Here is a 13,226-nt window from a genome sequence, read left to right on the forward strand (position 1 = left end):
ATGAAAATTGCGCCGATCTCCGGTTTCCCCGAATGGCTCCCGCAAGCCCGCATTGTGGAACAGAAAGTTCTTGATACCCTGCGCTCCACCTTTGAACTGCACGGTTTTTCGGGGGTGGAAACTCGCGCCGTCGAACCTATGGATCAGCTGCTGCGCAAGGGCGAAACCTCCAAAGAAGTGTATGTGCTGCGCCGCCTCCAGGGGGAGGAGGGCCAGGATTCCGGCCTTGGCCTCCACTTCGATCTCACCGTGCCGCTGGCCCGCTACGTGCTGGAGAACGCCGGGAAACTCGATTTCCCCTTCAAGCGCTACCAGATCCAAAAGGTCTGGCGCGGTGAACGCCCCCAGGACGGGCGTTTCCGGGAGTTTTACCAGGCCGATGTTGATGTGGTCGGCCAGGATACCCTCGCCTTCCACCACGATATTGAGCTGCCCCTCGTCATGGTGGATGCGCTGAGCAAGCTCCCCATCCCGCGGGTGCGGGTGCGCGCCTCGAACCGCAAACTCGCCCAGGGCTTCTACGAAGCCATCGGCCTGGACAACACCGAGGAAACCCTGCGCATCCTCGATAAGCTGGATAAGGTCGGCCCGCAGGTGGTGACCGAGCTGCTTTCCGAACACGTGGGAGCAAGCGAGGAGCAGGCGAAACTCGCGTTGAGTTTGGCGGGCATCACCACCGAAGATGCCTCGTTCGTTGACAAAGTCCGCGCGCTCGGTGCGTCGTCGTCGCTTTTGGAAGAAGGTTTGGAAGAACTCGCAACGCTCGTGACCGAAGCGAATTCTCTTATCCCCGGGTCGGTGAGCGCGGATCTGTCCATCGCGCGCGGCCTGGACTATTACACCGGTTCCGTTTTCGAATCGACGGTGGAAGGGCACGAAGATCTCGGCTCGGTGTGTTCGGGTGGGCGCTACGATAACCTGGCGACGGCCGGGAACCGCAGCTACCCGGGTGTGGGCCTGTCCATCGGGGTCTCGCGCCTGCTCGCGCGCTTCCTACACCAGGATCTGCTGCAAGCGAGCCGCAAGGTTCCCACGGCCGTGTACGTGGCGGTCAATGATGAATCCGAACGGCACCATGCTTCCACCATCGCGGCGCGTCTGCGTGCTCGCGGTATTCCCGCGGACGTTTCGCATAACGCCACGAAATTCGGGAAGCAGATTAAGGCGGCCGATAAGCGCGGCATTCCTTTTGTGTGGTTTACGACGTCGGAAGGTGAACAGGTCCGTGACGTGCGCTCGGGCACCCAGGTCCCCGCTGACCCGGATACCTGGACTCCGCCGGAAGAAGATCGCTTCCCGCGGGTGATTATGCCGTGAGTCGCCTGCCTTCCCTCGAGCGGGTCCGCCAGGCGCTGGAAAACCTGAGCTTCCCGCTGCCCACCCCGGAAGCGGCGGACGGGCGCGATGCCCGCACCGACGCACTCCACCAACTCGATGATTACGTGCTCCCGCGCCTGCGCTGCCTGGATGCGCCGCTGGTGGCGGTGGTGGGCGGCTCGACCGGTTCGGGTAAATCCGCCCTGGTGAACGCCCTGGTGGGTACCCCGGTCACGCCGTCCTCGGCGCTGCGGCCCACCACCCGGATCCCGGTTCTCGCCCACGCTCCCGGGGAGGAAGCGTGGTTTTCCGACGACCGTATTTTCCCCGGGCTCGCGCGTTTGAGCGGCGACGGCGCCGCGCTTGCGCACGGACGTTCCGGGACCGGCGCAGCTACTGTTGTGAACGACGGCGCCGCGGAGGCTACGAACGGCACGGCACTTTCGCGTGAGATTGTGAACGACGGCGCAGCTGCGGCTAGCAGCGCTCAGGCAGCGCAGGCGAGCGGCAACATCCGCCTGGTGGAATCGCCTCAGGTCCCGCGCGGGCTGGCGCTGGTGGACTCTCCCGATATTGACTCGGTCGAGGGGGATAATCGCAGGCTGGCCGGGCAGCTGCTTCAGGCCGCCGATCTGTGGATTTTTGTTACCACCGCCGCGCGCTACTCGGATGCGATTCCCTGGGCCCTCCTGGATGAGGCAGCCGCGCGCAATATCGTTATCGCCGTGGTGCTCAATCGGGTGCCGGTGGGGGATGCCGCCGCGATTCGCCCCGATCTCATCCGCCGGCTCGAGGAACGCGGGCTGGGCAGCGCCCCGCTTTTTGTGATCACTGAGTACCCAGGGGCGGCGGGCATTCCGGAAGCCGATGTGGCTCCGCTGCGCGAATGGCTCGCCGGGCTCGCCCGCGACGAACGTTCGCGCGCCTCGGTGGCACGCCAAACTCTGGCCGGAGCGCTCGGCAGCTTGGCTGATACCTGCGCGCAGGCGCGCGCCTCGTACCGCGAACAGGTCGAGGAAGCCGAGCATTTAGACGCGGATGTCACCACCGCGCTGAAAGAAGCCCGCGCCAGTATTGAATCCGCTATCGCGGATGGGACCGTGCTGCGCGGCGAGGTGCTGCGCCGCTGGCATGAGCTGCTCGGCAGCGGGCAGTGGGCCCGCGCCCTACAATCGGGTGTGACGCGCTGGCGCGACCGGCTGAGTCTGCGGCGCACCGCTGGCCAGAACGCGAGCGACGAGGCCGTGGGGGAGGCCATCGAAGATTCCCTCACGGAGATGCTCCTCACCGCGGATGCCAGTCTCACCACCCGCCTTGCCACCGAATTAGAACGCAGCGCGGCCGGAGCCGGAATCGTCCTCGCGGTCGAAGCCCGCGCGGCAGATGCCGGGCATGATACCGCGGCCGGGAATAATGCGTCGGCGGCAGATGCCGGGCATGATACCGCGGTCCGGAGTACGGATAACGCGGCTCATCTTCATGCCGCGACGCGCCGGGAGGCCGCCGGGGCTCTGGTGCGTGATTGGCGCCGCTCCCTCATGGATATGCTCGCCGAGCGCGGACGCGGCAAACAGCTCACCGCACGCATCGTCTCCCTCGGCATCAATGCGGTGGGCGTGGCGCTTATGCTCGTCGTCTTCGCCCACACCGCCGGCCTCACCGGCGGGGAAGTCGCGATCGCCGGGGGAACGGCCGTGGTAGCGCAACGCGTTTTGGAAGCTATTTTCGGCGACGACGCCGTTCGCCGCATGGCCACCACCGCCACCGAGGATCTCCTCGGGCGCGCCGACGAGTTCTTCGCGGCCACCGCCGCACCCTACCGAGAGGAAATCGCACGCTTGGGAATCAGCACGGAAGCTCTAAACGAGCTAGATGAGGCGATGCGCAGCGCGGAAGGGAGGCGCGGATGGATCTCCCCACTGGATTAAAGAACCTGGAGCAGGCCCTGGACCTGGGCGGTGACTACCTCGACGAATCGGTGCGCAGCCAGGCACGCGATGTGCTGGACCGGGCGCGCCAGCGCGGGCTGCTAGGAACCGACCGCACCGTGGTGGCCCTGGCCGGCGCCACCGGCTCGGGGAAATCTTCCCTGCTCAACGCCATCGTGGGGCAGGACGTGGCCGGGGTGGCCGCCACCCGGCCAGCTACCCGCGCACCCCTGGGGGTCTCGGGACGCCACGCTTCCGACGTGCTCGATTGGCTCGGGGTACGCGAACGCAAAGTTCTGCTCCAGCTAGCTCCCGATACCACCGCGAACCTAGTGCTCGTGGACCTGCCCGATATTGACTCCACGGCGGATACCCACCGAGCTCAGGCCGAGCGTATTATCGCCCGGGCCGATGTGGTGATCTGGGTGCTCGACCCGCAAAAATACGCCGATGCCGTGGTGCACGAAGATTTCCTGGCCGCGATGGGGGAATATCATTCCTCTCTTCTCATCGTTATCAACCAGGTGGATCGCCTGGGCACGGCCGATGAACAAGCGATTGTGGCGGATCTGGGGCGTATCCTCGCCGCGGAAGGGGTAAACGCGGATATTGTGGCGGCTTCCGCGCTCACCGGGCGTGGTATCGAAGAGATTCGCGGGGCGCTGGTAGAAATCGCGGCGGGGAAGAGTGCCGCGGCGGAAAAGCTCGCCGCGGATGTGCGGACCGCAGGATCCGCGCTCACGGAGGATCTCATTGACCAGGGTGGCTATCCGCGTGACCTCACCGATATTGCCGGGGTGGATGAGCTCGTGACCGGCCTGGCGCGGGCCGGCGGGCTCAGTTCCGCAGCACGCGAAGCTGCAGGCCGCTACCGGAGTGCGGCGCGGCGCGCCACTGCCTGGCCGCTGCTGCGCGGATGGGGCGGGCGGGCTCGCCCCGGCAGCGGGAAGAACAGCCGGAACAGACGCGGCGCAGATGCTGTGCCGAGTTCCACAGCGGGAGTTACTTCTTATTCTGCCGTCACTACCGATGCGGTTGCCGGATCATATGTGGCCGACAGCTCTGATGCGGTGGCCAGCTCCGGAGCGGTGGAAAAAACTCGGGTAGCGCTGGCGGAATTCACGGTCCAGGCCACCCGTTTCCTCCCGCGTTCCTGGCGCGGGGCTGTGCGCGATGAAAGTTCCCGGCAGGCCGCGCGGCTTGCCGATAGCGTAGCCCGGATTATCGCGCGGGAAAGCCAGACCTGGAACCGGCCGCGCTGGTGGGGCTTGGCCTCTGCCCTCCAATGGCTTGCTTTCGCCGCTCTAATGCTGGGCGCGCTAGGACTAGCCGCCGGAATCATCACCGGGGCCGGGGGAGTGACCCTCCCGCTGGGGCTGCGCCGGGCGAGCCTTATCTGCTTGGTGGCCGGCGCAGGATGCGGCGTCGTCGTAAGTATGATCGCGCGGGCCGCACGCACGCGGGGAGCGCAGCGCCTGGAACGGCAGGTGACCACCCGGGCACGTGCCGCTATTGAAACGGAAGTTCGCGAAAACGTGCTGGCGCCGTTCCGTGCGGAAATGGAACGCTACCGAGACTTTGCGCGCGCCGTGGCATCATTAATGCGGGTGTCTGCCTGACTCGGGCCGGCACCCGCCGCGTGTAATGCAAGAACTTGCATGCGTGTGTATGATTATAATGCAAGGGGGACGCGGGTCGTCGGTTCGCGTGCCCCGGTGATGCGAAAGGATCATTGTGACCGCCGGAATTCCTTCGAGTCGCACTGACCGCCAAGGGCTTATCGCCTCGATTCTGGATGCTCATCTCATCGGTTCCCAAAATGAACTGCGGGAGTATCTCATACGTGCCGGGGTGGATGTTACCCAGGCTACGCTCTCCCGTGATTTAGACGATTTAGGGGCCGTTAAGATCCGGGTGGACGGATCGATGGCATATCGCATCGCTGACCAGACGATGGATACGGGGGAGCGCCTGGCGCGGTGGGCTCGTGAAATACTGCTCAGCGCCGAATGCGCTCTCAACCAGATCGTACTGCGCACCCCACCCGGGGCCGCGCAGCTACTCGCCGCCGGGATTGACCGGGCGCGCCTGGATGGTGTGCTCGGTTGCGTTGCCGGAGATGACACCGTGCTGGTTATTGCCCGCAGCGAAGAACGCGCGGTAGAGATCAGGCAACACCTCCTCGCGATGGGGGAGAAAAAGGAGTAATAATGGCGAAGGAGCGGGTAGTTCTCGCCTATTCGGGCGGACTGGATACCTCGGTGGCGATCGGCTGGATCGGGGAGCGAACCGGAGCCGAAGTCATCACGGTCGCCGTGGACGTGGGCCAGGGCGGCGAGGATCTGGAAACCATTCGCCAGCGCGCCCTCGACTGCGGGGCCGTGGAAGCCTATATCGCCGATGCCCGCGATGAATTCGCCAGCGAGTACTGCATGCCGGCCCTCAAGGCCGGGGCGCTCTACATGGACGCCTATCCGCTTATTTCCGCTATTTCCCGCCCGGTTATCGTGAAGCACCTGGTGGCAGCGGCCCGGCAATTCGGGGCCACCACGGTGGCGCACGGATGCACCGGAAAAGGCAATGACCAGGTCCGTTTTGAAAACGGCATTACCCAATTGGGACCGGATCTGGCCTGCCTATCCCCGGTGCGCGATCTCGCGCTCACCCGCGAATTCGCTATTGATTACGCCAATAAGCACAATTTGCCCATCGAAACTACCCACCATAATCCCTTCTCCATTGACCAGAATGTGTGGGGCCGGGCTATTGAAACCGGGTACCTCGAAGACCTGTGGAATGCACCCACCAAGGATGTGTATACCTACACGGATGATCCGACCTACCCGCCGCTGCCCGATGAAGTGATCATCACTTTTGAGGGTGGTATTCCGGTCAAGATCGACGGCGAAGCCGTGACTCCGCTGCAAGCTATTGAACAGCTCAATAAGCGGGCCGGTGCGCAGGGTATTGGCCGTATCGACGTGGTTGAAGACCGCTACGTGGGCATCAAGTCCCGCGAGATTTACGAGGCACCGGGTGCCATGGCGCTGCTCACCGCCCATAAAGAGCTGGAAAATGTGACCATGGATCGCGAGCAGGCCCGCTTCAAGCGCACGGTCGCGGATCGCTGGGCGGATATCGTATACGAAGGCCAGTGGTTCTCCCCGCTCAAGCGCTCCCTCGATGCCTACATCGAAGATACCCAGCGCTATGTCTCCGGAGATATTCGTATGGTTATGCATGGCGGGCGTGCCATCGTGACCGGGCGGCGTTCGGACGCCTCCCTCTACGATTTCAACCTGGCTACCTACGATGCCGGTGACTCCTTCGATCAGTCCCACGCCAAGGGCTTCATCGAGCTGACCGGGCTGCCGGCCAAGCTCGCCGCCGCCCGCGACGTAACCTTCGGGCGCGGGGTGGCTATCCCGCCGGCGCGGCTGAACTAAGCGGCTGAACCAGTTTCGCCCGGTTGAACTAGGGCGTATGAGCGCGGCTGAACTAATGTGCTCGCCCGTGCAGTCGAACTAAGGTTGTAGATCAAGCGCATACGCGATATAGAGAACGGGGCCGGGGTCGTTATTCACGACCTCGGCCCCGTTCGTTAAGCCCGCTGGCCCTGCTTACTTCCCTTCGCGGGCGCGCAGCATCGCCGGTGAGGCGGGCCGCCGCATGAAAATAATCGAGACGGTCAGGGCGAGCGCCACGATAACGCAGATCGTTCCCATGGAAGCCGCGTAACCGGTGAACCAGGCCCCATCCCCGCGCGGTGTGCCCTCGTTGACGAAAGCGAAGAGAATTGCGGTCACCATGGCATTGCCAATAGCGGTGGTAATACGCTGGCTGGTCTGCTGCACCCCGCCCGCGGTACCGCCGTGGGCGCGCGGAACGTCGATCATTGCCTGGGTCTGGTTAACCGAACCGATCACGCCAATCCCGAAACCGAAAACGCAGATAGGCAGGGAAATCCACCACGGGCTCCAGCCCGCGTAGGCAACCCCGGCGGCCAGCGGAATACTGGAAGCGAGCGAGACCAGCGCGAGCGCGAAAGCACCGGCTTGGACATGCCGCCCCCAGGCCACCGCGTAGCGCCCCGCCCACACCGAGGCATAGGCCGAAGCAATCGCATTGGGCAAGCCGAGCAACCCGGCCTGCAAAGCATTGAATCCCATACCCTGCTGGAGATACATCGCCAGCACCACGAAAACAGAGGTGGTTCCCAGGAATTGGATCGCGGTAATCGAAGTGCAGAAGCTGAATGACTCGATGCGGAAGAGGCGCAAATTCACCATGGGGATACGCCCGCGCTTGGCATAAGAATGCTCCCAGAGCACCCAGGCTAAGCCAAGGAGAGCCCCGCCGCCCAGCAGCGCCCAGCGCCAGGCGAAATGAGACATAAAGGGCAGCATGAGGCAGAGCACCGCGAGAGTCAGCAGGGTCATCCCCACCGGGTCAAGGTCGAGGCGATGCCCTCGCCGGCGGCCAACCGGTTGGCCCCGGCGTTCCATTTCCGCCCGGTAGGCGGCGTCGATCTTGGCGGCGTCGTCGCCAATAGCGCGCCGTTCCTTCAGGAACGGCAGCAAGAAAATACCCAGCCCCAAACCAAGCAAACCAAGCGGAACGTTGAGAATAAAGGACCACCGCCAGCCCACGGGGCCGAAGAGCTGCACGAGGCTACCCGAGAGCAGCGGCCCCACGGCCACCGAAGCGGAAATGGCCAGGCCCATATAGGCGAAAGCTTTCGCGCGGGCGTGCCCGTCGAAATACTGCATAATCATGCCGGTGACCTGGGGCGAGAAAATCCCCGAACCGATGCCCTGGAGGGCTCGTGCGATATTGAGGATGAGGGCGTCGCTGGCCAGCCCGCACAGCAGGGAGCCCAGCGTGAAGACCGCCATCCCGATCATCCACAGCGAAGAGCGCCCGAAAATATCGCCCATGCGGCCGGCGGGCACCAGCAGCAGCCCGAAGGCCAGGGAATAGCCGGAAAGCACCCATTGGATATCGCCGCGGCCGGCATTCAGCCCCGTTTCGATAATGGGAAGCAAATTATTGACCGAGCTGACCTGAATAAGCGACATGACCAGCGCAACGATGAGCACCACGAGGAGCTTATTGCGGTCATACGTTCGGTCCGAACCCGGAATCGTGAAATAACGCGTATTTTCCATTCCATCCTTCACAACAACGCGCACGTTTCCGGCATAGTTCTAGCCGTGAGACGAGCGCACACTAGCTCCGGTAACTCTGCGATGCTGTGGTGTACAAAGGTGAGCGGCGGGGCCGGCAGGCCGGGAACCCCGGGCGCATGCACAAAAAGAGCCCGCACGGAGGCGAGCGAGCAGAGACAGCAGTCCCGGTACGGGTGCCAGCATAGCAGCATTCCCCGCGAACCTCAGCTGTGACGCATCTTGCGCCCCGGCCCAAGCGTGGGACAATACCCATATGGATACTTCACAAAAAACTTCAGAACAAACGCTTCCCGCGAGCGGCGTTGTGGGTGATGCTGCTCGCGACGCTGCCGCAGCGACCCTTCGCACGCAACTTAACCACCGCACCATCCGCGATTTCGACGGCCGGCCCCTCGGCGAGGAACTCACCGCCACCCTGGTCAACGCGGCCCTGCACGCCGCCACCTCGCAGGGCATGCAATACGCCACCATTATTCGAGTCCAGGATCCGGCCCGCCGCCAGGCGATTGCGGAGGTGTGTACCCAGGCTTACGTGGCGCAGGCACCCGAATTGTGGATTTTTGTGGCGGATACCCGCCGCGCCTGGCGGGTCTGCCAGGAGCAGGGCGGCGAAGGCGCGGGCGCCCGTAGTTACGACGCCTTTAACGCCGCGGTTGCGGATTGCATGATCGCGGCGCAGAACACCGTGGTGGCCGCGGAAAGCCACGGTTTGGGTACTACCTACCTCGGTTCTATTTTGAACGACGCCGAACGTATCTGCCAGGTGCTGGACCTGCCCGAACTCACGTTCCCGGTTATCGGCCTCATTATGGGCTACCCCAATCAGGAGCGGATTCCGGAGCTTAAACCCCGCATGGATGCCGGGTTGCGCGTATTCACTGACCACTACCAGGAACCGGAATCGGCGGTGGAATCGCTGCGTGAGTACGACGCCGCCATCGCGCCCTGGGTTGATATTCGCTACGGAAAGCCGGTCGGGCCCTTCACCGAGTACGTGCCCACCCGCCTGAGCGGTTCGGTGGCGCGGCGTGGGCGACTCCTGGCTGCCATCGGGGCGCAGGGCTTTGACGTGGCACTTCCCGCGGAAAAGTAGCCCGGCGCCGGGCGGGTGTGCCACGGAACGCGCCGCGGGAGAGTGGCGAAACTTCTCGCGGGAGGGTGGCGAAACTTCCCGCGGGAAAGTAGCGGCGCTTAGAATGGTGCAATGACTGAACATCTCGCCCTGTGGGGTGGGCGCTTTAGCGGCGCCAGCGCCGATGCCCTGACCGAACTTTCACGCTCGACTCATATTGATTGGCGCCTGGCGCCCTATGATTTGGCCGGCAGCCGCGCCCACGCGCGGGCGCTGGCCGGGGCGGGACTCCTGGATGAGGCTGAACTCACCGCGATGCTCGCGGCGCTGGACACCCTCGGGCAGCGGGTGGCCAGTGGGGAACTCACCCCGGCCCCCGACGACGAAGATGTGCATACCGCCCTGGAGCGCGCCCTGCTGGCCGAAGCCGGGCCGCAGCTGGGCGGTAAATTGCGGGCCGGGCGCTCGCGCAATGATCAAATCGCCACCCTCATCCGCATGTACCTGCGCGACGCGGCCCGGTACCTGAGTAGCAAGCTGTTGGCGGTGGTGCGGGCGCTCGTCTCTCAGGCGGAGCGCGCCGGGGATGCGGTGATGCCCGGGCGCACCCACCTCCAGCATGCCCAGCCGGTGTTGGTGGCCCATCACCTGCTCGCCCACGTCTGGCCCCTGCTGCGCGATATCGCGCGCTGGCAGGACTGGGATAAGCGGGCGGCCTATTCGCCCTACGGCGCCGGAGCGCTAGCGGGGAACACCCTGGGCCTGGACGCGCAGGCCATCGCGGCAGAGCTGGGCTTTAGCGCCCCGGAACACAATTCCATCGACGCCACCGCCGCGCGGGACCTGGTAGCCGAATTCAGCTATATTTGCGCCCAGATCGGGGTGGATCTTTCGCGCCTTTCCGAAGAAATTATTTTGTGGAATACCCGCGAATTCCGCTTCGTCACCCTTGATGATGCCTACGCTACCGGCTCCTCGATTATGCCCCAGAAAAAGAACCCGGACGTGGCCGAATTGACCCGCGGCAAAAGCGGGCGCCTCATCGGCGACCTCGCCGGACTGCTGGCCACCTTCAAGGGGCTCCCGCTCGCCTACAACCGCGATCTCCAAGAGGATAAAGAGCCGGTTTTCGACGCCATCGACACCCTCGACCTCCTCCTCCCCGCGATTGCGGGCATGGTGGAAACCATGGTGCTCAATTACGAACGCATGGCCGAACTGGCACCCCAAGGCTTCTCCCTGGCCACCGATATCGCGGAGTGGCTGGTGCACGGCGGGGTTCCGTTCCGCGAAGCCCACGAGATTTCGGGTCGCGCGGTCGCTTTCTGTGAAAAGCGCGGCATCGAATTATGGGATATGAACGACGACGAGCTGCGCTCCATCGACGTGCGGCTCACCCCGGATGTCCGGGATGTACTCACGGTGGCCGCCTCTGTAGGGGCCCGGCGTGGAGCGGGCGGCACCGCCCCGGAGCGGGTTGCTGAGCAGTTGGCGAGTGTGCGGGAATCCATCGGGCGCGCGGAGGGCTTCGCCCGCAGCGCGACCGATGCGGCGTCGTCGTAAAAAATAGTGGCAAGAAGAAACCGGGCGTGATAACGTCCGGACGTGACGTTACGGAAAGGCCCGTGGCGCGCGAAGCATAACGGAAGGACACGAGACGTGAAGGACGTTCTTGAGGAACTGGAATGGCGCGGGCTGATTGCCCAGCATACGGATATTGACGCGCTGCGGAGCGCGCTGAACTCCGGTCCGGTCACCTTCTATTGCGGTTTTGATCCGACGGCGGCTTCGCTGCACCACGGCCACCTTGTCGCCGTGAAGCTCATGCGGCACCTCCAACTTGCCGGGCACCATCCGCTGGTGCTGGTGGGCGGTGCGACCGGGCTCATTGGGGATCCGCGCCCCTCGACTGAACGCACGCTCAATTCGCGAGATACCGTGGCCGGTTGGGTGGAATCTCTGGCCGGGCAGCTGCGCGGTCTGCTGGATTTCGAAGGTGATAATCCGGCGCGGCTCGTCAATAACCTGGATTGGACCGGGCAGCTTTCTGCGATCGATTTCCTGCGTGACCTGGGTAAACATTTCCGGCTGGGAACCATGCTTTCCAAGGACATCGTGGCGCGGCGCCTGGAATCCGATGAAGGTATTTCCTACGCTGAATTTTCCTACCAGGTACTCCAAGCCAATGATTACCTGGAGCTCTTCACCCGCTATGGTTGCACTCTGGAAGTGGGCGGGAATGACCAGTGGGGCAATCTTGTGGGCGGCATGGACCTCATCCGCAAGGTGACGGGGGAGTCGGTGCACGTGCTCACCAATCCGCTGATTACCAAATCGGATGGCACGAAGTTCGGGAAATCCGAAGGCGGGGCCGTATGGCTCAACCCGGAGATGCTCAGCCCCTACAAGTTCTTCCAGTTCTGGCTCAATACCGCAGACGAAGACGTGGTGCATATGCTCAAGGTCTTCACTTTCCGCACTCGGGAAGAAATCGAAGAATTGGTGGTGGCGGTCGCTGAGCGGCCTCAGGAACGGCGTGCGCAGCGCGTGCTGGCGCAGGATGTCACGACCTGGGTACACGGCGCCGACGTGGCCAAACGGGTGGACAATGCCTCGCGAGCCCTTTTCGGTGGTGACGGTTTGGCCACTCTGGATGCGGATACCTTGCGTGATGCGGTGGCGGAATTGCCACAGGCGAGCGCGAGCCTGGGAACTCCCATTCCGGAACTCTTCGTGGCCACGGGCCAGGAGCGCGGCCTGGGCGCCGCGCGGCGTACCGCGAAATCCGGCGGCCTGAATATCAACAACCGCAAGGTTGGGGAAGCGGACGTGCTCAGCAGCGAGGATGTTTTGCCCGGTGGCGTTGTGGTACTCCGCAAGGGTAAGAAGAACCTCGCGGTTATCCGCGTGGCGGAGTAGAGGGCTTAGTCAAGAACGAAGAACGGTTCTCGCGCGCGAAGCGCGATAGGTCGTGATAGATAGCGGCGGCGTTACCGGTGGTAGTGCCGCCGCTTCTATGTACCAGGGTGCTCGAATCGGGGTAAATGGACGATGGTATCTGTGTAGGTAGGGGATTTCCACGGTTTTCCCTAGGTTTCGGGCGTGGTTTTCCCTGGGTTTTCTGGGTGTTTGGCCTGGGTGTGGTGGGTGTCTCTCTGGTTTGATTTGCGTCTAGCGGGCTGGGCTTGTAAGCTTGTTATCCGTCGCCGAGAGCCGGAAACGCCTCAAGGTGGCACGGAAACTCCTCGTGAGTAGCCTAGTTCACTAGCTTCCCGGTTTGAATGGATCGAGTGGTGGTGGTAGGCTAACGGGGTTGCTCTTCTTGAGCGTGAATGATTCTCTCCGGACCAGCCAGTCGATGGTTATTGGTGGTTGGTGTGGGGTGTGGATATGGTGTTTGGATGCTTAATAGCGTGTCTGACTAATATATTTTTTACGTGAAATTTTTTTTGTTCACACGACCGGGCCAGGTTGACTGATTGTTGGTTTCTTGGTTGGTTGTGTGGGTGTGTGCAAAGACAGTTAGCACTCCAACATGTAAAAGGCTGGATGCATTCGTTATTTGTGGGTGTGTTTGGTTTGTTTGTTGGTGGTGTTTTGTTCTTGTTATTTATTTTTTTGTTGAGCTAGCTATTGGCTCTCTGGTTTTTTGTGGAGAGTTTGATCCTGGCTCAGGACGAACGCTGGCGGCGTGCTTAACACATGCAAGTCGAACGATGA

8 protein-coding genes, 1 rRNA gene and 1 pseudogene are annotated in these 13,226 nt (G+C 63.1%); 9 read left to right on the forward strand and 1 reads right to left on the reverse strand.

Annotation, left to right across the window (positions count from 1 at the left end; all coding sequences use genetic code 11):
* The 5 genes and pseudogenes from hisS to QP305_RS07195 all read left to right on the forward strand — a co-directional run bounded on the left by hisS (window position 1) and on the right by QP305_RS07195 (window position 6,691).
* Window positions 1-1,317, forward strand: a complete 1,317-nt coding sequence (hisS, locus tag QP305_RS07175; protein WP_284904715.1) for a histidine--tRNA ligase — start codon at window positions 1-3, stop codon at window positions 1,315-1,317.
* Window positions 1,314-3,245 carry a dynamin family protein gene (locus tag QP305_RS07180; protein ID WP_284904716.1) on the forward strand — a complete coding sequence of 644 codons (1,932 nt, stop codon included), beginning with the start codon at window positions 1,314-1,316 and terminating at the stop codon, window positions 3,243-3,245. The genes hisS and QP305_RS07180 overlap by 4 nt, the downstream gene beginning before the upstream one ends.
* Window positions 3,224-3,754 (forward strand): annotated as a pseudogene (locus QP305_RS08735) (dynamin family protein); the annotation flags it as partial. The gene QP305_RS07180 and the pseudogene QP305_RS08735, both read left to right, overlap by 22 nt.
* A 1,225-nt stretch (window positions 3,755-4,979) precedes the next feature.
* Window positions 4,980-5,453, forward strand: a complete 474-nt coding sequence (locus tag QP305_RS07190) for an arginine repressor (RefSeq protein ID WP_284904718.1) — start codon at window positions 4,980-4,982, stop codon at window positions 5,451-5,453.
* Between the two features lie 2 nt (window positions 5,454-5,455).
* A complete protein-coding gene (locus tag QP305_RS07195; RefSeq protein WP_284904719.1) occupies window positions 5,456-6,691 on the forward strand; it encodes an argininosuccinate synthase in 1,236 nt (411 codons plus the stop codon).
* Between the two features lie 174 nt (window positions 6,692-6,865).
* Here the strand turns inward: QP305_RS07195 and QP305_RS07200 are convergent, their stop codons facing one another.
* Entirely contained in the window at window positions 6,866-8,413 is a 1,548-nt protein-coding gene (locus QP305_RS07200) for an MFS transporter (RefSeq protein ID WP_284904720.1), read from the reverse strand.
* A gap of 274 nt (window positions 8,414-8,687) precedes the next feature.
* Between QP305_RS07200 and QP305_RS07205 the strand changes: the two genes are divergently transcribed.
* The 4 genes from QP305_RS07205 to QP305_RS07220 form a co-directional block, all read left to right on the forward strand.
* The gene (locus QP305_RS07205; protein WP_284904721.1) at window positions 8,688-9,527 is read left to right on the forward strand and encodes a nitroreductase family protein; all 840 of its coding nucleotides are present in this window, start codon (window positions 8,688-8,690) and stop codon (window positions 9,525-9,527) included.
* 111 nt (window positions 9,528-9,638) lie between these two features.
* Complete coding sequence (gene argH / locus QP305_RS07210) at window positions 9,639-11,069, forward strand: argininosuccinate lyase (protein WP_284904722.1); 1,431 nt, start codon at window positions 9,639-9,641, stop codon at window positions 11,067-11,069.
* Between the two features lie 96 nt (window positions 11,070-11,165).
* Window positions 11,166-12,425, forward strand: coding sequence for a tyrosine--tRNA ligase (gene tyrS, locus QP305_RS07215; protein WP_284904723.1), 1,260 nt, complete (start codon window positions 11,166-11,168; stop codon window positions 12,423-12,425).
* 729 nt (window positions 12,426-13,154) lie between these two features.
* Window positions 13,155-13,226: ribosomal RNA gene (locus tag QP305_RS07220) — 16S ribosomal RNA — on the forward strand; the annotation flags it as partial.

It is taken from the genome of Actinotignum timonense (genome assembly GCF_030216305.1).
Taxonomy (GTDB): domain Bacteria; phylum Actinomycetota; class Actinomycetes; order Actinomycetales; family Actinomycetaceae; genus Actinotignum; species Actinotignum timonense_A.